Origin of the sequence: Jiangella aurantiaca, assembly GCF_004349105.1 — a bacterium.
Classification (GTDB): Bacteria; Actinomycetota; Actinomycetes; order Jiangellales; family Jiangellaceae; genus Jiangella; species Jiangella aurantiaca.
The window spans coordinates 34,250-56,560 of record NZ_SMLB01000039.1 but is presented as its reverse complement, the minus strand read 5'-3'; the positions used below and the strand labels follow the sequence as shown (position 1 = coordinate 56,560).

At 73.0% G+C, this 22,311-nt stretch carries 24 protein-coding genes; 9 read left to right on the top strand and 15 right to left on the bottom strand.

What is annotated here, in order from left to right:
* Positions 1 to 1,245, top strand: a 1,245-nt coding sequence (locus E1262_RS22260; RefSeq protein ID WP_132105718.1) for a peptidoglycan DD-metalloendopeptidase family protein, incomplete at its 5' end; no start/stop codon positions are given.
* Between the two features lie 700 nt (positions 1,246 to 1,945).
* Here E1262_RS22260 and E1262_RS22250 read toward each other — a convergent pair.
* Together E1262_RS22250 and E1262_RS22245 are read right to left on the bottom strand one after the other, a co-directional pair.
* Positions 1,946 to 2,809: an undecaprenyl-diphosphate phosphatase gene (locus E1262_RS22250; RefSeq protein ID WP_132105715.1), complete on the bottom strand. Its 864-nt coding sequence runs from the start codon at positions 2,807 to 2,809 to the stop codon at positions 1,946 to 1,948.
* Positions 2,810 to 2,835: 26 nt separating this feature from the next.
* The gene (locus tag E1262_RS22245; RefSeq protein WP_132105712.1) at positions 2,836 to 3,885 is read right to left on the bottom strand and encodes an LLM class F420-dependent oxidoreductase; all 1,050 of its coding nucleotides are present in this window, start codon (positions 3,883 to 3,885) and stop codon (positions 2,836 to 2,838) included.
* 87 nt (positions 3,886 to 3,972) lie between these two features.
* On the opposite strand from E1262_RS22245, the gene E1262_RS22240 reads away from it, so the two are divergent.
* A complete protein-coding gene (locus E1262_RS22240; protein WP_132105709.1) occupies positions 3,973 to 4,944 on the top strand; it encodes an aldo/keto reductase in 972 nt (323 codons plus the stop codon).
* Positions 4,945 to 4,953: 9 nt separating this feature from the next.
* Here the strand turns inward: E1262_RS22240 and E1262_RS22235 are convergent, their stop codons facing one another.
* A complete protein-coding gene (locus E1262_RS22235) occupies positions 4,954 to 5,556 on the bottom strand; it encodes a hypothetical protein (protein ID WP_132105706.1) in 603 nt (200 codons plus the stop codon).
* A 60-nt stretch (positions 5,557 to 5,616) separates the two neighbouring features.
* Here E1262_RS22235 and E1262_RS22230 point away from each other — a divergent pair, with 60 nt between their 5' ends.
* Complete coding sequence (locus tag E1262_RS22230) at positions 5,617 to 5,835, top strand: DUF5703 family protein (protein ID WP_238993014.1); 219 nt, start codon at positions 5,617 to 5,619, stop codon at positions 5,833 to 5,835.
* 31 nt (positions 5,836 to 5,866) lie between these two features.
* Here E1262_RS22230 and E1262_RS30475 read toward each other — a convergent pair whose 3' ends face one another.
* From E1262_RS30475 to E1262_RS22210, 5 genes are read right to left on the bottom strand one after another with little or no spacing between them, the layout of a single operon-like run.
* On the bottom strand, positions 5,867 to 6,004 hold the full coding sequence (locus E1262_RS30475) for a hypothetical protein (RefSeq protein WP_162606031.1): 138 nt from the start codon (positions 6,002 to 6,004) through the stop codon (positions 5,867 to 5,869).
* A 29-nt stretch (positions 6,005 to 6,033) separates the two neighbouring features.
* The gene (locus E1262_RS22225; RefSeq protein ID WP_132105702.1) at positions 6,034 to 7,362 is read right to left on the bottom strand and encodes a M20/M25/M40 family metallo-hydrolase; all 1,329 of its coding nucleotides are present in this window, start codon (positions 7,360 to 7,362) and stop codon (positions 6,034 to 6,036) included.
* Positions 7,359 to 8,060, bottom strand: coding sequence for a YqeB family protein (locus E1262_RS22220; RefSeq protein WP_203454202.1), 702 nt, complete (start codon positions 8,058 to 8,060; stop codon positions 7,359 to 7,361). Before E1262_RS22220 ends, E1262_RS22225 begins: the two co-directional genes overlap by 4 nt.
* Complete coding sequence (locus tag E1262_RS22215; protein ID WP_132105700.1) at positions 8,057 to 8,848, bottom strand: ABC-2 transporter permease; 792 nt, start codon at positions 8,846 to 8,848, stop codon at positions 8,057 to 8,059. The genes E1262_RS22220 and E1262_RS22215 overlap by 4 nt, the downstream gene beginning before the upstream one ends.
* Positions 8,848 to 9,756: an ABC transporter ATP-binding protein gene (locus tag E1262_RS22210; RefSeq protein WP_132105697.1), complete on the bottom strand. Its 909-nt coding sequence runs from the start codon at positions 9,754 to 9,756 to the stop codon at positions 8,848 to 8,850. Before E1262_RS22210 ends, E1262_RS22215 begins: the two co-directional genes overlap by 1 nt.
* Positions 9,757 to 9,888: 132 nt before the next feature.
* On the opposite strand from E1262_RS22210, the gene E1262_RS22205 reads away from it, so the two are divergent.
* Complete coding sequence (locus E1262_RS22205; RefSeq protein ID WP_132105694.1) at positions 9,889 to 11,148, top strand: sensor histidine kinase; 1,260 nt, start codon at positions 9,889 to 9,891, stop codon at positions 11,146 to 11,148.
* Positions 11,145 to 11,819: a response regulator gene (locus E1262_RS22200; RefSeq protein ID WP_132105691.1), complete on the top strand. Its 675-nt coding sequence runs from the start codon at positions 11,145 to 11,147 to the stop codon at positions 11,817 to 11,819. Before E1262_RS22205 ends, E1262_RS22200 begins: the two co-directional genes overlap by 4 nt.
* An 806-nt stretch (positions 11,820 to 12,625) precedes the next feature.
* On the opposite strand, the gene E1262_RS22195 is transcribed toward E1262_RS22200, so the two are convergent.
* Positions 12,626 to 13,195, bottom strand: a complete 570-nt coding sequence (locus E1262_RS22195) for a GNAT family N-acetyltransferase (RefSeq protein WP_132105689.1) — start codon at positions 13,193 to 13,195, stop codon at positions 12,626 to 12,628.
* Between the two features lie 76 nt (positions 13,196 to 13,271).
* Here E1262_RS22195 and E1262_RS22190 point away from each other — a divergent pair, with 76 nt between their 5' ends.
* Both E1262_RS22190 and E1262_RS22185 read left to right on the top strand, forming a co-directional pair.
* Entirely contained in the window at positions 13,272 to 13,772 is a 501-nt protein-coding gene (locus E1262_RS22190; RefSeq protein WP_132105687.1) for a DUF1203 domain-containing protein, read from the top strand.
* 41 nt (positions 13,773 to 13,813) lie between these two features.
* Positions 13,814 to 14,179: a hypothetical protein gene (locus E1262_RS22185; RefSeq protein WP_132105684.1), complete on the top strand. Its 366-nt coding sequence runs from the start codon at positions 13,814 to 13,816 to the stop codon at positions 14,177 to 14,179.
* An 18-nt stretch (positions 14,180 to 14,197) separates the two neighbouring features.
* Here the strand turns inward: E1262_RS22185 and E1262_RS22180 are convergent, their stop codons facing one another.
* The 3 genes from E1262_RS22180 to E1262_RS22170 are packed head-to-tail and all read right to left on the bottom strand — an operon-like array spanning position 14,198 to position 18,264.
* Positions 14,198 to 14,944 (bottom strand): cytochrome d ubiquinol oxidase subunit II, encoded by a 747-nt coding sequence (locus E1262_RS22180; RefSeq protein WP_203454200.1) that lies wholly within the window; start codon positions 14,942 to 14,944, stop codon positions 14,198 to 14,200.
* The gene (locus E1262_RS22175) at positions 14,941 to 16,122 is read right to left on the bottom strand and encodes a cytochrome ubiquinol oxidase subunit I (RefSeq protein ID WP_132105682.1); all 1,182 of its coding nucleotides are present in this window, start codon (positions 16,120 to 16,122) and stop codon (positions 14,941 to 14,943) included. The genes E1262_RS22180 and E1262_RS22175 overlap by 4 nt, the downstream gene beginning before the upstream one ends.
* Before the next feature lie 3 nt (positions 16,123 to 16,125).
* Positions 16,126 to 18,264 carry an MMPL family transporter gene (locus E1262_RS22170; protein ID WP_203454198.1) on the bottom strand — a complete coding sequence of 713 codons (2,139 nt, stop codon included), beginning with the start codon at positions 18,262 to 18,264 and terminating at the stop codon, positions 16,126 to 16,128.
* A gap of 200 nt (positions 18,265 to 18,464) precedes the next feature.
* Here E1262_RS22170 and E1262_RS22165 point away from each other — a divergent pair, with 200 nt between their 5' ends.
* Positions 18,465 to 18,839, top strand: a complete 375-nt coding sequence (locus E1262_RS22165) for a hypothetical protein (protein ID WP_132105680.1) — start codon at positions 18,465 to 18,467, stop codon at positions 18,837 to 18,839.
* Here the strand turns inward: E1262_RS22165 and E1262_RS22160 are convergent.
* Positions 18,800 to 19,465 (bottom strand): response regulator, encoded by a 666-nt coding sequence (locus tag E1262_RS22160; RefSeq protein WP_132105678.1) that lies wholly within the window; start codon positions 19,463 to 19,465, stop codon positions 18,800 to 18,802. The genes E1262_RS22165 and E1262_RS22160 overlap by 40 nt on opposite strands.
* Entirely contained in the window at positions 19,462 to 20,511 is a 1,050-nt protein-coding gene (locus tag E1262_RS22155; protein WP_203454196.1) for a sensor histidine kinase, read from the bottom strand. Before E1262_RS22155 ends, E1262_RS22160 begins: the two co-directional genes overlap by 4 nt.
* A gap of 174 nt (positions 20,512 to 20,685) precedes the next feature.
* Here E1262_RS22155 and E1262_RS22150 point away from each other — a divergent pair, with 174 nt between their 5' ends.
* Positions 20,686 to 22,098, top strand: a complete 1,413-nt coding sequence (locus tag E1262_RS22150; protein WP_132105672.1) for a GH1 family beta-glucosidase — start codon at positions 20,686 to 20,688, stop codon at positions 22,096 to 22,098.
* On the opposite strand, the gene E1262_RS30470 is transcribed toward E1262_RS22150, so the two are convergent.
* Positions 22,095 to 22,238 carry a hypothetical protein gene (locus E1262_RS30470; RefSeq protein WP_162606030.1) on the bottom strand — a complete coding sequence of 48 codons (144 nt, stop codon included), beginning with the start codon at positions 22,236 to 22,238 and terminating at the stop codon, positions 22,095 to 22,097. The genes E1262_RS22150 and E1262_RS30470 overlap by 4 nt on opposite strands.
* Positions 22,239 to 22,311: the final 73 nt, after the last annotated feature.

Genomic DNA, 22,311 nt, shown 5'->3' with positions numbered 1-22,311 from the left:
GCCACCCAGCAGCCGGTCCACCCGCCCACCGACGGCGCGCCCACAGACGTCCCGCCCGACGACGTGCCGCCGGGCACCGTCCCGCCGCCACCGGTCGAGACGCCCCCGGCGCCCACCGATCCCGAGAGCGCCTACGCGCAGGGGCTGCAGGGCGCCCAGACGGTCGCCGTCGCCGAGGCGCAGCGGCTGCTCGCGCAGGTGATGGCCGACCTCAGCTCGGCGCAGGAGGTGTTCGCCACCGCCTCCGCGGCCGCCGACGACGCCCGCGCCAACGACGTCCACGCCCGGCAGCAGCTGAAGATCGCCACCGAGTCGGTCGCACGCACGCAGCGCGAGATCGACGAGCTCGACGCCCGCGCCGACGCCACCCGCAACACCATCGGCACCATCGCCCGCGAGGCCTACCAGGGCAACAACCTCGCCGCGATGGGCGTCGTCCTCGGCGCCGAGACGCCCGACGACCTCGCCTCCCGATACATGGGCATGCGGACGCTGCTGCGCACAGCCGACGGCGCCCTCGGCGAGATGGCGAACACCCAGGCCGAGCTGGCCAACGCGCACGCCCGGCTGGAGGGCCAGCGGCTGCAGCTGGAGACGCTGGCCGACCAGGCCGGCCAGTCGCTGGCGGCGCTCGAGACGGCCGAGGCGGCGGCGCTCGCGGCCCGCCAGGTCGTCGACAACACCCAGACGCTGGTCGAGGCGGCGCTGCAGTCGGCCGCCGACGCCCGGCTGCAGGACTACCAGCGGTACATGGAGCTGCTGCAGCAGTCCACCGAGGTCGGCGAGCTGCTGGCCACGGCGAACTACGGGCCCGGCTACGGCACCGGGTCGTTCATCCGGCCCGCCACCGGCCCGACGACGTCGGAGTACGGCCAGCGGCTGCACCCGATCCTCGGCTACGTGAAGATGCACACCGGCCTCGACTTCGGCCGCGGCGACGGCCGCATCTACGCCGCCGACGCCGGCACCGTCGTCGATGCGCGGTGGAACGACGCCTACGGCAACATGGTGATCGTCGACCACGGCGTGGTGAACGGCCAGCGGCTCACCACGATGTACGCCCACCAGTCCGACCTCATCGTGGTGCCCGGCCAGCGGGTCGAGAAGGGCCAGTACATCGGCAACATCGGCTCGACCGGCTACTCCACCGGGCCGCACCTGCACTTCGAGGTGCGCCTCGACGGCCAGCACACCGACCCGTGGCCGTGGATCGTCAACGCCCCGCTCCCCGGCGGCGCGTCCTAGGCGGCGGTCTCCAAACTCTCGGCCGTAGTGGGTACCGCAGCCATCGATGCGCCCCAGCCCGTGTTGATCAGGAGAAGGTCGGGTCCAGCCGTGGGCTGGTTCAAGCCCGACCTTCTCCGTGATCAACGGCAGCGCGGGTGGTGGCGAACGCTTCCGGCGGCCGTTCCGGGCCATCACGAGGACTTCCGGGCCCTCACACGATTGCAGGCGTAGTACGACACGGGATCTCGTGGTGCACGTGATCATCCTGATCGGGGCTTGTCCGCTGCGCCCAGCCCGCCGCCCCCGGGCATCGTCGGCACCCGGCCGGATGACACCTCACCCGCGTGAGGGCCGTGACAGGGGACCCGTACGCACGCCATCTGGCGTTCAGGCGGGTGAGGTGCACGTGCCCCGGCGCCGACTCGCCGGCCGGCAGCGCCTCGGCCGCGTGGCGGCCCCCGGGTGACCGCGGCGCGATCGCCGGGCTCGCCGGTGACCCAGGTCGTGACGGCCCACGGCTTCGGGAAGCTCGCGGACGGCTTCCCCATCCGCAGCGGCACCGGACCGGCAGCGGCAGCCGCGGAGCGAGGCCCGGCACCCACCGGTACTCCGTTGGTTGTCCCAGCCGGGGCCGCCAGACGGACGTCCAGGTCCGCGAGGTCGGGGTGCTGCTCGCGCAGCAGTGTCAGCAGCAGCCGTTCGTCCACCCGTGCCGACCCTAGGCACTCCAGGTGCCGGTCAGCAGCATCGCGAACGTGAACACGCCGAGCGCGATGCGGTAGACGATGAACGGGACGAACGACCGCTTCTCCAGCCACGACATCAGCCAGGCGATGACGCCGAAGCCGACGAAGAACGCGACGATCGTCGCCAGGATCGTCGGGCCGGCGCCGTAGACCGACCCCTCCTTCATCGCGCTCGGCCACTCGAAGACGCCCGAACCGAGCACGGCCGGGATCGCGAGCAGGAACGCGAACCGCGCCGCCGCCTTGCGGTCCAGTCCCAGGAACAGACCCATGCTGATCGACGCGCCGGACCGGGACACGCCCGGGATCAGCGCCAGCGCCTGCGCGAACCCGATGAGGACGGCGTCCTTGTAGGTGAGGTCGGCGGCGGTGCGCTCCTTGCGGCCGACGCGGTCGGCGATGCCCAGGATGATGCCGAGGACGACCAGCGTGGTCGCGATGATCCACAGTGAGCGGAAGTCGTCCTCGATGACGTCCTTGAGCACGTAGCCGAGTGCGCCGATCGGAAGCGTGCCGATGATCACGAACCAGCCCATGCGAGCGTCCTGCGGGTCGTACGTGGCGCGCCGGCGACGGCCCCGCGACGCACCGTCCCGCGAGTCGCGCGAGGCGACCAGCGAGCGGAACCACGCGCTGACGATGCGGCCGATGTCGCGGGCGAAGTACAGGATGACGGCGGACTCGGTGCCGATCTGCGTGACGGCGGTGAACGCGGCGCCCGGGTCCTCCCAGCCGAACAGCTCCGGATAGATCCGCAGGTGAGCGCTGGACGAGATGGGCAGGAACTCGGTCAGACCCTGCAGCACGCCCAGCACGACGGCGTGGAACCACTCCATGTGTGCGTCGACTCCCTACGACCCGGTCAGGATGCCAGTCCGGCGGCGTCCAGCGCCTCGGCGACGGTGCGCAGCGCCGCGATGCGGGCCTCCAGCGGCTCGGCGTGCGTCGCGACGGACAGCGTCGTCACGCCCGACTCCGCGTAGGCGTGCAGCCGGTCGCGGATCCGCTTCGGCGGGCCGATGAGCGCCGTCCGGTCGACGAACTCCAGCGGGACGGCGGCCGCCGCTTCGCGGTGCTTGCGATCCAGGAACAGGTCCTGGACGGTGCGCGCGGCGTCGCCGAAGCCCATGCGGACAGCGAGCGCGTTGTAGAAGTTCTGCTGCCGGCTGCCCATGCCGCCGAGGTACAGCGCCGAGTAGGCCCGGACCGGCTCGGCGCACGCCTCCAGGTCGTCGCCGACGGACACCGGGACGGTCGGCACGACGTCGAACCCGTCCATCGTCGCGCCGCCCTTGTCGCGTCCGGCGCGGATCAGGTCCAGCGACTCCGCGGCGTGCTCCGGCGCGTAGAAGACGCCCAGCCAGCCGTCGGCGATCTCGCCGGTCAGTTCCAGGTTCCGCGGGCCGATCGAGGCCAGGTACACCGGGATCGACGGCCGCGCCGGGTGCACCGTCAGCTGCAGCGCCTTGCCCGGGCCGTCGGGCAGCGGGAGCCGCCAGTGCTCGCCGTCGTAGGCCAGCCGCTGCCGCGACAGCGCGAGCCGGACGATGTCGACGTACTCGCGGGTGCGGGCCAGCGGGTGGTCGAACCGGACGCCGTGCCAGCCCTCCGAGACCTGCGGGCCGGAGACGCCGAGGCCGAGGCGGAATCGGCCGCCGGACAGGCTGTCGAGCGTGGCGGCCGTCATCGCCGTCGTCGCCGGAGTGCGGGCCGGGATCTGCATGACGGCGCTGCCGACGTCGACCCGCTCCGTCTGCGCCGCCACCCAGGCGAGCACCGTCGGAGCGTCGGACCCGTACGCCTCGGCGGCCCACACCACGGAGTAGCCGAGCCGGTCGGCCTCTTTGGCCAGCGCCAGGTTCAGGTGGTTGTCGCCACCGCCCCAGTAGCCCAGGTTCAGCCCGAGCCGCATCCGTCACCTCCCGCGAGACATCCCGGGCGACTCTACCCGTCGGCGATGCGCGGCCCGCGCCCGCGCCGCACCCGGTAGCCTCACGGCGTGGAACAGCGACGACTCGGGGGAAGCGGGCTGTACGTCTCGCGTCTGGGGCTCGGCACCATGACGTGGGGACGCGACACCGACCAGCACGACGCGCGGGAGCAGTTGAAGGCGTACGCCGACGCCGGCGGCACGCTGGTCGACACCGCGGCGTCGTACGGCGGCGGCGAGAGCGAGAAGCTCGTCGGCGCGCTGCTGGACAGCGCGGTGTCGCGGACGAACCTGCTGATCGCGACGAAGGCCGGTACGCGGCGCACGCTCGGCGGCCGCGTCGACGTGTCCCGCAAGGGTCTGCTCGACCAGCTGGACGACTCCCTCGACCGCCTCGACCTCGACTACGTCGACCTCTGGCAGGTCGACGCGTGGAGCGACGCCGCGCCGATGGAGGAGACGCTGGCCGCGCTGGAGCACGCCGTCACGTCCGGGCGGGCGCGCTACGCCGGTGTTTCCAACTACGCCGGCTGGCAGACCGCGGCGGCCGCGGTCCACCAGCGCGGGGTCGCCGGGACGCAGGCGCCGCTGGTGTCGACGCAGGTCGAGTACTCGCTGCTGGAACGCGGCGTCGAGCGCGAGGTGCTGCCGGCGGCATCGCGGTTCGGGCTCGGGGTGCTGGCGTGGTCGCCGCTCGGGCGGGGTGTGCTGACCGGCAAGTACCGCAGCGGCACCCCGGCCGACTCCCGGGCCGCGACGACGCACTTCGCGCCGTTCGTCGACAAGTACCTCGACGGCCGCTCGGCCAAGATCGTCGACGCCGTCTGCACGGCCGCCGACGGCCTCGACGCCCTGCCGCTGGAGGTCGCGCTGACGTGGGTGCGCGACCGGCCGGGCGTCAGTGCCGCGATCGTCGGCGCCCGCACGGCCGGACAGCTGCGCGACGTCCTGGGGTCGGACGACCTCGAGCTGCCGGCCGAGATCCGGGCCGCGCTGGACGAGGTGTCCGCGATCGAGTTCGGCTACCCGGAGAACCGCTGAGCGCGGACGTCAGTCGTCGGTGTGGATGATCTCGTCGACGCGGTAGACCAGGAGGTCCTCGTCGGCCACGCCGAACGGGTCGGTGGTGAGGGTCTGCTCGTCCGCCTCGCCCAGCGCCTGCACCCACACCGTCCCGCCGCGCGGCAGCAGCCCGGCGTCCTCGGCCCGCTCGTCCAGGCCGTCGACGCCGTAGGCGTGCAGCATCTGGTACAGCGCCCGGCCCGGGTGCGACACATCGGCGACGGCGGACTCGCGCGCGTCCTGCGGGTACAGCTCGCCGTACGCCTCGCGGCCCGCGCCGATCAGCCGGTCGGCGTCGTCGATCTCGTAGTCGCGGCGGACCAGCACGCCGACCACGCCCGGCTCGGCGTCGAGGTCCTCGAACTCGACACTCGGCGGCTCCTCGGGGAACTCCCACGGCGTGACCTCCTCGGTCACGTCGTAGAGGAGGTCGTCGTAGCGGTCGGCGGCGATCCGCAGCTTGTTGTAGGCGGCCTGGACCACCGGGTCCGATTCACCGGTGCGCGCCAGGCAGGCGTTGAGGTGGGCTTCCAGGGCGTCGGTGAGGTCGTCGAGCGCGGCCTGCAGGCGCTCGGCGTCGTGCGGCGGCATGGTCACAGTCGACGACCGTACCCGGTTCGGTCGTGGCAAGATACGTAAATGGAATGGTCGGTGGCGAGAAGCCTCAGTTCCCGAGTCTCCCCGGCCACCGAGTACGAGTTCCGGCACATCTCGCTCCCCCGCACCACGTCGCGCGGTGCGGCTCGCCGCCTGCTGACCGAGCAGGCGGAGCACGGGCACTGGGAACTCGCTCGGCTGCGCCTCCACCCCGACGGCACGCGCAAGATCGTGCTCCGTCGCAAGATCATGCGGGTGCGCCCGACGCTCTGACCAGCCGGGCGAGAGCGTCGCGCGGGCACCGTCAGGCCCGCCGGGCCTGCAGCGTCATCGCGGCACCGCCGGCGAGCAGCAGGCCGAGCACCACCAGCGCGCGTGCTCCATGCCGCCACCGGCCACCGGGGTCGCGCCCGTGTGCGACCTCGCGGCGTCGACGCTCCACGAGAACGAATTTCGTCAACCAAGACGTGTTCAGGCGAGGTCGAGGAAGCGGTCGAGGACGCGGGCGCCGAAGCCGAGCCCGTCGACCGGCACGCGTTCGTCGACGCCGTGGAACATGCCGGCGAAGTCGAGGTCCGGGGGCAGGCGCAGCGGCGCGAAGCCGAAGTTGCGGATGCCCAGCAGGCTGAACGACTTCGCGTCGGTGCCGCCGGACATGCAGTACGGGACGGTCCGGGCGCCGGGGTCCTCGGACAGCAGCGCCGCGCTCATGGCGTCGACCAGGGGGCCGTCGAAGGAGGTCTCGACGGCGATGTCGTGGACCAGCGACTCGCGCTGGACGTTCGGGCCGAGCAGCTCGTCGAGGGTGGCCGCGAACTCCGCCTCCTGGCCGGGCAGGAACCGGCCGTCGATGTAGGCCTCGGCACGGCCGGGGATGACGTTGTGCTTGTAGCCGGCTCTGAGCATGGTCGGGTTGGTGCTGTTGCGCAGCGTGGCGCCGATGATGCGGCCGAGGTTGCCGAGCTGGCCGAGCAGCCGCTCGGGGTCGTCGGGGTCGAACTCGAAGCCGAACGCCTGGCCGGCCTCCTCGAGGAAGGACCGCACCGTGGGCGTCAGCCGCACCGGCCACTGGTACCGGCCGACCCGCGCGACCGCCTCGGCCAGCTCGGTGACGGCGTTGTTCGCGCTGACCATGGAGCCGTGGCCGGCCCGGCCGGTGACGGTCAGCTTCATCCAGTCGATGCCCTTCTCGGCGGTCTCGACCAGGTACAAGCGAAGATCGTCGTTGACGGTGAGGCTGAACCCGCCGACCTCGCTGATGGCCTCCGTCGCGCCCTCGAACAGCTCCGGCCGGTGGTCGACGGCCCAGTGGGCACCGAGCCCGCCGCCCGCCTCCTCGTCGGCGAGGAAGGCGAGGATCAGCGGACGGGCCGGGCGCCGGCCGGTGCGCAGCCGGTGCCGCACGACGGCCAGGATCATGGCGTCCATGTCCTTCATGTCGACGGCGCCGCGCCCCCACAGGCAGTCGTCGGCGATCTCGCCGGAGAACGGGTCGTGCGTCCAGTCGTCGGCGTCGGCCGGGACGACGTCGAGGTGGCCGTGCATGAGCAGCGCGTCGGATCGGCCAGGGTCGGCGCCCTCGACCCGGGCGACGACGGTGGTGCGCCCCGGCTCGGACTCGAACACGACGGGGTCGAGGCCGACCTCGGCGAGCTTCTCGGCCACGTACTCAGCGGCCTTGCGCTCGCCAGGGCCGCTGCTGTCGCCGAAGTTCGAGGTGTCGATGCGCAGCAGGTCGCGGCAGAGGTCGACGACCTCGGCGTCGGCGCTGCTCGGTGGCGCGGCGGGGGTCTGCGTCATCCGCCTATCCTGGCACGCCGCCAGTACTGCCGCTTGTCCTGGTCACGCACCACGACCCCGAGCTTGCCCAGTTCCTCGCGCAGCTCGGCGAGGTCCTTCTGGTCGCCCTTCTCCAGTGCCCCGGCCCGGGCCTTGAGAACGGCGTTCGCGCCGGCCGGCAGCTCCGGCTCGTCCGGCACCCAGCGGCGGTACTCGTCGCGGTGCGGGTCGCCGTCGGCCCGCCACGGGTAGCCCTGCCCCGTGAACGCCGCCGCCAGCCGCCCCGTCGCGAGGTCGGACTTCTCCCGGGCCAGCTCCTCGCCGGACCGGCCGGTCAGCACCAACTCCTTGCCGTCGGCGAACACCGCGGTGACATCGCCCCTGGCGATGGTGCGGGTCGTGCCGTCGCGGGTCAGCGTGACGGCGGACGGGCCGACGCCGACGCGCAGCACCTCGCCCTGCGCCGTCAACGCCACGACGACGCCGAGCACCACGCCCGCGGCGACCGTCGCGATGGACGCCTGCGGCTGCGGCAGCTCGGCGACGAACCTGGCGGGGCCGATGTCGGGCACCCAGGACGTCTCGAGGATCCAGTCGGCCAGCGGCCGGACGCCCAGCCCGAGCAGCGCACCCAGTACCGGGAACCCGGCCCAGACCAGTACCGCCTCCCAGACCGAGCGGCCGACCACCGCCTCGCCGCCAGGCCCGATACGGCTCACTTGATCTCCGACCGCAGCACCCGCCACAGGCCGAAGGCCAGCGGGACGACCAGCCACACGGCGAGCGACGTGCCCAGCCGGCCCCACGCCTCACCGGTCATGTCGCCGTCGATCAGCGGCATCGTGGTGTTCGAGAGGTCCAGCCACTCGGCCGGGGTCTCGAGCGCGGAGATCGTGCTGCCGAGGATGGTCCACAGGGTCGGCAGCAGGAAGTACAGGACGATCGCCAGCGGCGTGCTCAGCAGCGCCAGGCCGAACGCGGTGCCGATCAGCACGTTGACGACCTGGAAGAGCACCACCCGGCCGAGGCCCTCGGCGCTGAAGCTCCAGCTCGCGTCCGCGTCGGTGACCAGCGGGGCGACGACGTTGGCTAGCGCGGCCCAGGCGAGGCTCGCGACGACGACGCCGACGGCCATCAGGACGGCTGCGGACAGCTTGGCCGCGACAACCCGCTCGCGCCGCGGCTCCAGCGCGAACGTGCTCAGCGTGGTGCGCTGCGACCACTCACCGGTGACGGCCAGGATGCCGACGACCGGGAGCAGGAGGCCCACCGGCAGCTGGGCGCCGCCGAAGAACTCGGCGAACGTGCGGTCCTCCGCCCGGCCGGTGAAGATCTGGATGAGGACCATGCCGAGCGCGGCCAGTGCGATGATCGCGAGCACCCAGAAGCCGGCCCGGGTGTCGGTGGCCTTGCGCAGCTCGACGGCGGTGAGCCGGGCGAGCGACGGACGGCTGGTGCGAGCGGGCCGGTGCGTGCCGGCGGCCGGGGTGGTGGCGAGGGTGGACATCAGGCGGCTTCCTTCTTCGAGTCACTGGCGTCGTGCTTCGAGGTGAGACGGAGGAACATCTCCTCCAGGCCTCCGGAGTCGGCGTTCCGCAGCTCCAGCAGGACGACGCCGGAGGCCAGCGCGGCGCGCCCGACGGTCTCGGCGTCGGCGGCGACGCTGAAGCCGCCGTCGCGGGTCGGCTGGACGGAGAGGCCGGCCTCGGTGAGCGCCTTCTCCAGGGTGGCGGGCTCGAGCCCGCGGACGTAGAGGCCGCCGGCGTGCAGCAGGTCGTCCTTGGCGCCGTCGGCGACGATCTTGCCGTTGCCGATGACCACCAGGTGGTCGGCGACGGCCTCGACCTCGCGCAGCAGGTGGGACGAGAGCATGACGGTGCCGCCGCGGTCGGCGAAGTCGCGTAGGACGCCGCGCATCCAGAAGATGCCCTCGGGGTCGAGGCCGTTGGCCGGCTCGTCGAGCATCAGCGCAGTGGGGTCGCCGAGCAGGGCGTGCGCGAGGCCGAGCCGCTGCCGCATGCCGAGCGAGTAGTTGCCGACGCGGCGCTTCTCCGCCGGGCCGGCCAGGCCGACCAGCTCGAGCATCGCGTCGACCCGCTTCTGGCCGACACCGAGCAGCTGGGCCGACAGCGACAGGATCTCGCGGCCAGTGCGGCCGGAGTGCTGGGCGGACGCGTCCAGCAGGACACCGATGTGCCGGCCCGGGTTGGGGAGGTCGCGGAAGGCGACGCCGTTGACGGTGGCGGTGCCGGACGACGGCGGGGTCAGGCCGCTGATCATCCGCATCGTGGTGGACTTCCCGGCGCCGTTCGGGCCGAGGAAGCCGGTGACGGTGCCGGGGACGCAGGTGAACGACACGTCGCTCACGGCGGTGAAGGCGCCGTACCGCTTCGTCAGGTGCTCGACAGTGATCATGGCATCCACCCTGGCCGCGCCACCCGGCCACGCGCGTCGGCCCGAAGGCTGCCGCCGTCCGACCAAGGTCTAGGGCGTGATCGACCTTCGTCGCTATCCGTCCGCGCCGATCGGCTCGTAGCGTGCTGTCTCATGACGACCCCTGTGCCCGGCGGCGTGGCCAGCAGCCCGGAGCTGCCGGCGCTGCTGCCGGGCATGCTGCGGGTCGACCCCGATGCCGCGGACCCGGCCCGGCGCGGGCGGGTGCGGCGGTCGGTGCGGGACTGGATCATCGACACGCTGTGCTTCGTGGTCGCGATCCTCGTGGGCCTGATGTCCTACGACACGGCGATGCAGACCGATCCGCCGGAACCGGTCCAGCTTCTCGACCTCGTCGCCGGCGCGATGGCCTGCCTGACGCTGTGGTGGCGCCGGCGCTGGCCGGTGCAGCTCGCCGTCGTCGTGACGCTGCTGTCCATCGGGGTGTCGTCGGCCGCGGGCGCGGGCCTCATCCTCATGTTCACCGTCGCCGTGCACCGCCGCTGGGCGGTGGCCGCCGCCGTCGCCGCGTTGGGCGCCCTGTCGGGCCTGGTCTTCTATCGCATCTACCCCGACCCCGAGCTGTCGTTCCAGTGGATGGCACTGCTCACCGTCTTCGGCATCGCCGCGATCACGCTGTGGGGCATGCTCGTGCGCTCGCGCCGCCAGCTGGTGCTGTCGCTGCGCGAGCGGGCCTACCAGGCCGAGTCCGAGGCGGCGCTGCGGGTCGAGCGGGCGCGTCACCTCGAGCGCGAGCGCATCGCCCGCGAGATGCACGACGTGTTGGCGCACCGCATCTCGCTGCTCAGCGTGCACGCCGGCGCCCTGGAGTACCGTCCGGACGCTCCGCGAGAGGACGTGGCGAACGCCGCCGGCGTCATCCGGGCCAGCGCGCATCAGGCGCTCCAGGACCTGCGCGAGATCATCGGCGTCCTGCGGGCGCCGTCCTCCGACGACGACCCCGACCGGCCACAGCCCACGCTGGCGCAGCTGCCGGCGCTGGTCGACGAGTCACGGCAGGCCGGCATGCGGGTCACCGTCGTCGACGAGCTCGCCGGCGCCGGCGCCGAGCCGCCGCCGGTCGTGGCCCGCTGCGCCTACCGCGTCGTGCAGGAGGCGCTCACCAACGTGCGCAAGCACGCCCGCGGCACCGGCGTCTGCGTCACGCTGACCGGCGGGCCGGGCGGCGGACTGGCCGTCGAGGTGCGCAACCGCATGCCGGTCGGTTCGGCGGGTCGCTCGGAGATCCCCGGCACCGGCACCGGGCTCATCGGGCTGGCCGAGCGGGTCGAGCTGGCCGGTGGCTCATTGGAGCACGGAATCACCGCTGACGGCGACTTCCGGGTCCACGCCTGGCTACCGTGGCCGGCATGACGTCCGAGCCCGAGCCAGCGGTCACCAGGATCCTCATCGTCGACGACGACGCCCTCGTGCGGGCCGGGCTGTCGATGATGCTGGCCGGCGTGCCCGACCTCGATATCGTCGGCGAGGCGGCCGACGGCGCCGACGTGCCGGCGATGGTGGAGTCGGCCCGGCCCGACGTCGTGCTCATGGACATCCGGATGCCCCGGGTCGACGGCCTGGCAGCCACCGAGGCGCTGCGCCGGCGCACCGACCCGCCGGAGATCGTCATCCTCACGACGTTCGACACCGACGACCACGTGCTGCGCGCGCTGCGGGCCGGCGCGACCGGGTTCCTGCTGAAGGACACGCCGCCGGCCGACATCGTCACAGCGGTCCGGCGCGCGGCGGCCGGCGAGCCGATCCTGTCGCCGTCGGTCACCCGGCAGCTCATCGCGCACGTGTCCGACGGCGACGGCGGCGGCCGGGCCCGGCGGGCGGAGAAGCAGCTGGCCGAGCTGTCCGAGCGGGAGCTGGAGGTGGCGGTCGCGATCGCCCACGGCAAGTCGAACGCCGAGATCAGCGCTGAGCTGTTCATGAGCGTCGCGACGGTGAAGGCGCACGTCTCGCGGGTGCTGACGAAGCTGGGCCTCAACAACCGGGTACAGATCGCGCTGCTCGTGCACGACGCCGGGCTGGTCTGACGCCGACCCGTAAATGATCACGTGATCAACCCAACTTGACTTGATCATTCGGGGGTCTTCTGCTCGATCCGTGGGTCCATCTCGCCCGTGAGCGGCCGCGGTGGGTGACGGACGCTCGGGGTGTTGCGGGTGGTGGCGGCGGCGGACAACCGGTCCGATGTCGGACGGGTCGTCTGCGCCGTCAGCGTGTCGTACGGGGCTGGCGCACACGGCGACGACGACCGGGTACGGCTTGATCATGGAGAAGGTCGGCTCTGCAGTCGCGGGAAACCCGACCCCTTCTCCATGATCAACTCGGTGGCGGCGGTGTGAGCCGCCATGGGGGTAGTTCATCCAGGCGCTGCCCGCTGCGGCGGCCGGGCGTCCGTGCCCGGGGGCCGGTCGTGGTCGCGGGGTGGTGACATGAGCGCCAACTGTTGGCGCTGGTGTCAACACGCCCGGGTCGTGTTCGGTGCCCTGGCCGGGTCGGCCAGGCCCGCGGGCGCGGCCGACGCCGTGACGACGCCGACGTCGCCGTGCCGATCACCCGACCTCGCCCGTGACCGCCAGATCCTCATGATCAGTGACGCCATCATCGGCAGTTTCATTGGCGGCTCACACGTTCGCGGTGGTTGTGTTCTGCCGAGCGCGTGGCACGTGGCACGTCAGCCGGGGTTCGTGCGTGGGCTTGTGGTGTGGCGTTGGTGCTTGTGGACAGCGGTGATCATCAACGATCGGCCACCTCACGTGAGAACCAACGGTCGAACGCCGTGAACGGCCGCCCGTCGAACCGGGACCCGCCGACCCACGGAAGCAGCAGAAGAGACTCATTCGGAGGCGGCGCGGGCGGCCCATTCGGACGCGAGCATGGCGTAGTCGTACTCGCTCGCCAAGACGCCCTTGACGAGCTCGTTCTCGACGAGGTGGGCCTCGCGGCGCATGCCGAGCCATTCCATGAGGCCGGCGGAGGCGGCGTTGGCGGCGTCGCAGCGGCCGATGATCCGGCGGAAGCCGAGGGTCTCGAACGCCAGCCGCAGCAGCTCCGTTGCGGCCTCACGGGCGTAGCCCTGGCCGTGGTGATCCGGGTGGAACGCGAACCCGATCTCGGCGCGCTGGTGCGTCTCGCTGGCGTAGTGCAGGTGCACCTCGCCGAGGAACATGCCGTCGGCGGTGCGGACGACCGCGAGATCGAGCGTGTCCCCCTCGTGCGCGGGCGTCGTCTGCTGCATCCGCTTGCCCAGACCCTCCAGTGCCCGGCCGCGCGACCAGGGCTCCCAGTACATGTACCGGGCGACGTCAGGGTGGGAGTGGAGGCGGTGGATGTCGTCGAGGTCGGTCTCGAGGTAGTGGCGCAGGGTCAGGCGGCCGGTGGTCAGTGGCAGCGGAAGGTCGGGCACCGGGCCATCCTAGGCAGCCCGACGCCGTGTCCGATTCCCGCCAGCGTTCCCCCGCTCCGGCGCCGAGGCTGGTCTCATGAACACGTACGACTACCGCCCGATCCCCGCCGACGTCGCCGCCCGGCTGCGCGAGCGGGACGACGCCGGGCAGATCCGAGAGCCGTTCGTCGACGACGAGGGCGGCGCGCCGCTGCGCTGCTGCCTGACCCGTAGCGTCCCCGGCGACACGCTCGTCCTCGTGTCCTATGCGCCGCTGCGCCGGTGGGCCGAGGAGCACGGCGCCGACCCGGGCGCCTACGACGAGACCGGCCCGGTGTTCCTGCACGCTCAGGCCTGCGCCGGGCCGCGCCACGACGGGTTCCCGGCCGGCGTCGCGTCGGCCCGCCGGGTGTTCCGCGGCTACGACAAGCGCGGCCACATCGTCGGCGGCCGGCTCGTCGACCCCGCGCGCGGGCATGCCGAGGAGGTCGCGGCGGCCGCGCTGGACGACCTCTTCGCCGACCCGGCGGTCCAGGTCGTCCACGTCCGCGCGGTCGAGTTCGGCTGCTTCCACACCGAGGTGCGCCGCCCGTCCTGACCGCACCGCTTGGCGCCGCCGGGAACGGGTATGAGCACGGCATGACCAACGGGAACGACGCGGCCGACCGGCTCGGCGACGTGCGCGAAGGAATGACGGTGGTCGACGCCCTCGGTGAGGAGTTGGGCCCCGTCGCGGAGGTGAAGCTCGGCGACCCCGAGGCGGTCACTACGGCCGGCCAGGAGCCGGCACCCGGCGGCGACGACCTCGTCGGCACCGCGGCCCGGGCGATCTGGAGCGGCCCGGACCTGCCCGAGCAGGAGATCGCCCGGTTCCGCCGGGTCGGCTACCTGCGGGTGGACCGGGCGATGGCCAGGGACCTCTACGCCGCGGCGGACGATGTCCATCGGGTCGACGGCGAGATGGTCCGCCTCTCCGTCCCCGCCGACCAGCTCGTCTCCGGCTGACGTCGTCGCCGGCCCGCGCTACGGGGACGACGGGCCGGCGACGCGGTGCCGGAAGACCCACCACGTCACCACCTGGCCGATCAGCAGCAACGGCAGCACGGCGCCCACCGCCGGGACGAGCAGCCGCAGCGTGGCGTCGTCGGCGGCCGAGCCGGCGAACTCGAGCCGGGCGCCGACGGCGAGCACGACCGCGGCCAGCGCGCCCGCCGTCAGCGCGAACCTCGCGCGCCCTCCCGTCCGGCCGGGCAGCCGAAGCCCGGCGAAGGCCAGGCCGTGCAGCGCGAACAGCGCGACGACGACGGCGCCGAGCAGGGCCACCACGGCGCCGCCGGCGACACCGTCCGTCACGCCGGTCAGCAGCCCGGCCAGGATCCACGCCCACGCGCCCGCGACCGTCCATGAGCCCAGCGTCACCACGGTGTCACAGACCGCGGGCCACACCCGGGCGCCCGCGCGCTCCCGCGACCACAGCCCCATGTCGCGGACGATCCACCCGGTCACCAGCGCGACGATCAGCGGGAACAGGCCCGGGAAGAGCTCCGCCTCCAGGGCCGGGAACGCGCCGATGAGCAGGCCGGCGGTCGCCACCAGCCACACCTCGTTGGCCAGGAAGAACGGGACGATCGTGGCGACGACCAGCCGCCGCCGGCCGCCGTCGCGGCCGAGGAACGGCAGCATCATGCCGACGCCGATGTCCGCGCCGCCGAGCACGAAGTAGCCCGTGGCGAAGAACCCGAGCAGCACCGCGGCCATCGTCTCTGTCATACGAGCACCCCCTGGGTCACCGGCTCCGGGCCTCGCGTCACAGGATCGGGGCCGCGCCGCGCCTGCCGGGCCAGCAGCCACGTGTTGACCGCGATGAGCACCGCGAACGCGGTCCCGAACAGCGCGAACGAGAACCGGATCGCCGACGGCGAGAGGTCCGACACCGCGTCCTGCGTGGTCAGGAGCCCGTCGACGACCCACGGCTGGCGGCCCACCTCGCGGAACACCCACCCAGAGATCATCGCGACGTACGGCAGCGGGATCGCCGCGATCAACGCGACGTGCCACAGGCGCGCCGTCACGATCACCCGTCGCGACAGCGCCAGCAGCACGTTCAGCAGCGAGAAGAAGAACATCGCCGCGAAGCTCGTCAGCATGAGCAGCGCGCCGACCCTGGCCGCGCTGGAGCCGTCACTGAACTCGGCCCACTTGTGCGGCTGGATGTCCCGAATCAGCTGCAGCTGGCGGCCACCGGTGACCGCGGACGCGAACAGCGCCGGCGCGGCGACGAACACCCCGATCCGCAGCGACCGGCCGAAGAACTCCGCCTCGGGCGTGCGCCGCAGCAGGTGCCAGGCGCTCACCCCGGCGAGGAAGAACCCGGCCGTGACCAGAGCGCCGGCCAGCACGTGCCAGAACGCCTGCAGCGTGCTCGGGTTCGTCAGCACCGCGGCGGCGTCGGTGAGCCGCAGCCCCTCGCCGCCGGGCGCCGCGCCGACCGGGTTCTGCATGAACCCGTTCGCCACCAGGATCCAGTACGCCGACGCGTACGCCGTCAGCGTCACCACCCAGATCGCGGCCAGGTGCGCCCACCGGTTCAGCTTGTCCCAGCCGAAGACCCACAGGCCGAGGAACGTCGACTCGACGAAGAACGCCACCAGCGTCTCCATCGCCAGCGATGCGCCCACCACGTTGCCGGCGAAGTGCGTCAGCCCGCTCCAGCTCAGGCCCAGCTGGAACTCCATGACCAGCCCGGTGACGATCCCCATCGCGTAGTTGATCACGTAGAGCCGGCCCCAGAACCGGGTCATCCGGGCATGGATCGCGCTGCGCCCGACGGTGGCCCGGGTCTGCAGGACGGCGACGACGGTGGCCAGCCCGAGCGTCAGCGCGACGAAGAGGAAGTGGGCGCCCGCCGTCAGCGCGAACTGCAGGCGCGCCAGCTCCAGCACGTCCATCGGCTACCGCTCGCGGCCGGCGGCGACGGCGTCGTCCCGCGTGAGCCGGTCGGCCCGCTCCAGCGCGATGTGCGGCAGGATCCGGTCCAGCCAGCGCGGCAGCCACCACGCCCGCTCCCCCAGCAGGCTCATCACGGCCGGCACGATCAGGCAGCGGATGACCACGGCGTCCAGGAAGACGGCCACCGCGAGGCCGAGGCCGAACTGCTGCAGCATCCGGTCCGGGCTGAGCAGGAACGCCCCGAACACCACGACCATGATCGCCGCCGCCGCCGTGATCACCCCGCCGGTCGTGGCCAGGCCCTCGCGAACGGCGCGGACGGCGTTGCCGGACCGGCGCCACTCCTCGTGCATCCGCGACACAAGGAAGACCTCGTAGTCCATCGACAGGCCGAACACGATCGCGAAGATCATCACCGGGACGAACGCCTCGACCGGGCCGGCCGGCACGCCGAACAACCCCTCCCCGAACACCAGCGTCACGACGCCCAGCGACGCGCCGATGCTCAGCAGGTTCAGCACGGCCGCCTTCACCGGCACCCAGACCGACCGGAAGACGGCCGTGAGCAGCAGTGCGGACAGCCCGACGACGACGGCGACGAACAGCGGCAGCCGGTCGCTGACGGCGGCGGAGAAGTCCTCCGCGGCGGCCGTCGACCCGCCGACCAGGTAGGTCGCCCCGGTCGACTCCTCCAGCGGCGGCAGCACGTCGTCGCGCAGCCGGTGGACGAGCTCGGCGGTCGCGGCGTCCTGCGGCGCGGAGTCCGGGAAGGTGACCACCAGCGTCAGGTCGGTGTCCGGCAACGGCTGCGGCGGCGCGACGCCGGCGATGCCGTCGGTCTCCTCCAGCGTCGACGCCAGCGCGGCGCCGCCGTCGGACGCGCCCTCCGCCAGCACGATCAGCGGACCGTTGAAGCCTGGGCCGAACCCCGCGGCGAGCAGGTCGTAGGCCTGCCGGCTGGTCGACGACGTGGCCTCGTGGCCGGCGTCGGCGAACCCGAGCCGCATGCCGAGCGCGGGCGCGGACAGTGCGAGCAGGACGGCGACCGCGGCGACGAGCGCGGGCAGCGGCCGGCGCCGGACCGCGTCGGCCAGGCGCCGCCACCGGGCGCCGGGCTGCCGCTTCGACCGCTGCGCGTGGGTGAGGATCCGCTTCTCGATCCGCTTGCCGAACACCGTCAGCAGCGACGGCATCAGCGTCAGCGACGCGAGCATGGTGACCAGCACGGTCAGCGCCACGGCGAGCGCCACGCCCTGCAGCGAGCCCAGGCCCAGCGCGAACAGCCCGAGCAGCGCGATGATCACGGTGCAGCCGGCGAAGATCACCGAGCGGCCCGCGGTGTCCAGCGCGGTCCGAGCGGCCTGCTGCCGGTCGGCGCCGGCCAGCAGCTCCGAGCGGTACCGGGCGAACACCAGCAGCGCGTAGTCGATGCCGACGCCGATGCCGACCAGCATCATCAGCGGCGCCGTATACGTCGCGATCGTGACGACGTTGGAGAGCAGGACGATCACACCCAGCGTCGAGCCGACCGCGAACACCGCGGTGATCAGTGGCAGCGTCGCGGCCAGGAACGAGCCGAACATGAACACGAGGATCACCAGCGCCGCCAGCATGCCGGCGCCCTCGGCGGCTCCGCCCTCGGACTCCTCGGCGCCGCGGACGGCGTCGCCGCCCAGCTCGACGTCGAGCCCGTCCCCGGACGCGGCCTGGGCGGTGTCGATGATGTCGCGGACGGCGTCGGCCGGCACGTCCGCGGCGGCGCCGTCCAGCGTCACAGTCACGTACGCGATGGTGCCGTCGCCGGACACCGTGCCCGGCGTGTCGAACGGGTCAGCGACGTGGGCGACGTGCGGCAGCATGCTCAGGTCGCCGAGCATGGGCTCGATGCGGTCCCGCTGCGCCTCGACGCCGTCCTCGTCGTGCAGCACGACCTGGACGGAGTCGCCGGCCTGCGCGGGGGCGGCGTCCTCGAGCGTGTCCGACAGCAGCTGCGACTCCGTGCCCGGCAGCGTGTGCTCGTCGTGGTAGTCGTCGCCGACGGCCTGCGACAGCACCGTGACGCCGGCCAGCACTGCCACCCACAGCCCGATGGCCAGCCAGTGGTGCCGCTGCGACCAGGCGGCGAGCCGTTCCAGCCCCATGATCCTGTCCTCCCTCGTTCATGCCGGGTTCTCCCGGCCATTGACGAGGATCGGGCGACGGCACCGCCGTGCGCGTCCGGCTGGAGCGGACACCTGACGTACTCCAGGAGTTGCGTCCTCGGGGTGATCACGTACGCCTGGAGTTGGCTCCGCCGCCCCCACCCCCGCCGGCACCGCCGCGTCAGGGCCCGTCCGACCTGGTGCTCGACGACGGGCGCGCGCGGCTGGTGCGGATCTACGCGATCCAGGTGTTCATGCTGGTCTTCGCGGTGGCCTACTTCCAGGTGCACACCCAGCCGGTGCGCCCGCGGCCGGCGACGACGCTGCTGGCGGTCTGGTACGCGTACACGGCCGCAGTGGTGGCGCACGAGGGCGTCGTCGACGCGGCGCCCGGCATCGCCGACGAGCCGGGACTGTCTGGCGTGCTCGGCCTGCTGCTGCCGCCGGACGGGCTGGCGCACACGCTGCTCGCCGCGCCCGCCGTCGCCGCCGGGTGCGCCGCCGTCCACGCGCTGGTCGCGCGGCTGCGGCGCCCTCAGCCCAGCCAGCCGGGCGTCACCAGCCCGGCCTCGTAGGCGAGCACGACCAGCTGGGCGCGGTCGCGCGCGTCGAGCTTGGTGAGGATGCGGCTGACGTGCGTCTTCGCCGTCGCCGGGCTGAGCACGAGCCGGTCGGCGATCTCGTCGTTCGACAGCCCTGCCGCGACCAGCTCGAGCACCTCGCGCTCCCGCTCGGTCAGCGCGTTGAGCCGGGTGTTCGGGACCGGCTTGGCGGCCCGGCCGGCGATCTCGGAGATCAGCCGCCTGGTGACGGACGGGGCGATCAGCGCGTCGCCGCGGGCCACGACCCGGACGGCGTGGATCAGCTCCATCGGCTCGGTGTCCTTGACGAGGAACCCGCTGGCCCCGGCCCGCAACGCGCCGTACACGTAGTCGTCGAGGTCGAACGTGGTGAGGATGACGACGCGGACGCCGGCCAGCGCGGGGTCGGCGACGATCCGGTTCGTCGCCTCCAGGCCGTCCAGCTCGGGCATCCGCACGTCCATCAGCACGACGTCCGGCCGCAGCTCGCGCACCAGCGTGAGCGCCTCCGCGCCGTCGGCGGCCTCGCCCACGACCTCCAGGTCCGGCTCGCCGTCGAGGATCGACCGGAACCCGGCCCGGACGAGCCGCTGGTCGTCGGCCAGCAGCACCGTCGTCACGCCGCACCCCCGTACGGCAGCCGCGCGGTCACCCGGAAGCCGCCCTCAGGACGGTCTGACGCCTCCAGCGAACCGCCGAGCGCCTCGGCCCGCGATCGCATGCCGTCGATGCCGCTGCCGCCACCGGCCCGCGCCCCGGCGCCCCGTCCGTCGTCGCTCACGTCCACCAGCACATCATCGCGCCCGTACCCGATGCGGACGGTCACCCGGCCCGCACCGGCGTGCCGGGTGACGTTGGTGAGCGCCTCCTGGACGATCCGGTAGGCGGCGAGGTCGACCGCCGGTCGGAGGCCGACCGGGTCGCCGTCGGTGCGGACGTCGACGGACAGGCCGGCGGCCCGGCTGCGCTCGGCCAGCTCCGGCAGCCGGCGCAGGCCGGGCGCGGGCGCCGTCGGGGCCTCCTCGTCGACCTGCCGCAGCACGCCGAGGGTGCCGCGCAGCTCGCGGAGCGCCTCGCGGCTGGTCTCCTTGATCGCGGTCAGCGCCTCCGCGGCCGGCCCGTCCGCGCCGTCCCGCGACAGGGCATGCAGCGCGGCCCCGGCCTGGACGTTGATCAGCGAGATGTTGTGCCCGAGAACGTCGTGCAGCTCGCGGGCGATGCGCAGCCGCTCCTCCGTCGCCCGGCGCCGCAGCGCCTCCTCGCGCTCGCGCCGTGTGCTGTGCATGACCGCCCCGATCGCGACGGCCGCCACCAGCCAGCTGACCAGCATAAACATCCCGGCGTCGCCGAGCGGGGACGCGTCCGTGCCGTACTCACCGAACGCAGAGCCGGCGATGGCCAGCCCGCCGATGACCGCAGCCGCGACGATCCGGCCGGCCGACGCCAGCGTGTACAGCGCGATGATCAGCGTGACCAGCAGCGCGCCGTCGGGGTTGATGGCCGGGTAGTAGATCGTCGAGGCCAGCAGCGTGACGACGCCCACCGCGACCGGGAACCGGCGCCGGAACGTCAGCGCGCCGCAGCCCACGAACATCAGCAGCCAGCCGGCCGCCGGCACCGGCCGCAGCCCGACCGGATCGCCCTCCCCGATCACCGTCGTGAGCACCACTAACAGGCCAGTCCCGGCCGCCAGCAGGACGTCGGCGCAGGTAGCGTCCCGACTGCAATTCCGTCGCGCTGCCGCACTGCGCGGGCCCGTTCCCCGGTCGCCGCTCATGCACGGCAGCTTAGATAAGGTCGGGGCTGTTCCGGCCACGTCTTCGCTAGGAGTCGCGACACCATGAGCACCGGCACCGGCCGTCGTTTCCCCGACGACTTCCTCTGGGGGTCGGCCACGGCCTCCTACCAGATCGAGGGCGCGGCCAAGGAGGGCGGCCGCGGGCCGTCCATCTGGGACACGTTCTCGCACACGCCCGGCAAGACCCTGAACGGCGACACCGGCGACGTCGCCGACGGCCATTACCACCGCTGGCAGGAGGACCTCGGCCACATCGCCGACCTCGGCCTCGGCGCGTACCGGTTCTCCACGGCGTGGCCGCGGGTGCAGCCGGGCGGGCGCGGCCCGGTGAACCGCGAAGGGCTGGACTTCTACTCCCGGCTGGTCGACGGCCTGCTCGAGCGCGGCATCAAGCCGGTGCTGACGCTCTACCACTGGGACCTGCCGCAGGATCTCGAGGACGCCGGCGGCTGGGCCACCCGCGACACCGCGTACCGGTTCGCCGACTACGCCGAGATCATGGCCCGCGAGCTGGGCGACCGCATCGACACCTGGACCACGCTGAACGAGCCGTGGTGCAGCGCCTACCTCGGCTACGCCTCCGGCGCGCACGCACCGGGCCGGGCCGAGCCGGCCGCCGCGCTCGCCGCCGTCCACCACCTCAACCTCGCGCACGGCCTGGGCATTCAGGCCGTCCGCTCGGTGCTGCCGTCGGCGCGAGCCTCGGTGACGCTGAACCTCCACGTCATCCGGCCGGTCGACCCCTCGTCCGAGGGCGACCTCGACGCCGTCCGCCAGATCGACGCGCTGGCCAACCGCGCGTTCACCGGCCCCATGCTGGACGGCGCCTACCCGTCCGACCTGCTGGACGACACCGCGCACGTCACCGACTGGTCGTTCGTCCAGGACGGCGATGTGGCGATCGCGCACCAGCCGCTCGAGATGCTCGGCGTCAACTACTACTCGACCGGCCTGGCCCGCCGCTGGGACGGCGTCAGCCCGCGCTCGGAGGACGACGGCCACGACGACGCGCTCGGCTCCCCCTGGGTCGGCGCCGACGACGTCGAGTTCGTCCGCCCCGAGGGCCCGTACACCGCGATGGGCTGGAACATCGACCCGTCCGGCCTCACCGAGCTGCTGCTGCGGATGCACCGCGAGCACCCGGGCCTGCCGATGATGATCACCGAGAACGGCGCCGCGTTCGCCGACACCGTCTCCCCCGACGGCGCCGTCCACGACCCGCAGCGCATCGACTACATCGCCCGCCACCTGGAGGCCACCGGCCAGGCGATCGACCAGGGCGCGGACGTGCGCGGCTACTTCGCGTGGTCGCTGATGGACAACTTCGAGTGGTCCTTCGGCTACGACCGCCGGTTCGGCCTCATCCGCGTCGACTACGACACGCTGGAGCGGACCTGGAAGGACTCCGCCCACTGGTACCGCGACGTCATCGCCCGCAACGGCCTGAAGGGCTAGCTCGGCAGCACGACCACGACGACGAACCAGGCGGCGAACGCCAGCCAGAGCAGGGCGGCGCCGGCCAGCGCGAGCCGGCCGCGCCTCCCCGTCCGCCGCGAGCACCGTCGCCGTCCGCCGCACCACCGTTCTCCCTCCACCCCCGCAGCTGTCGGGCGACGATCTATCCGCCGCGTGTCGTGCCCTGCCCGCCCGGACCTTTCGAGTTGCGAG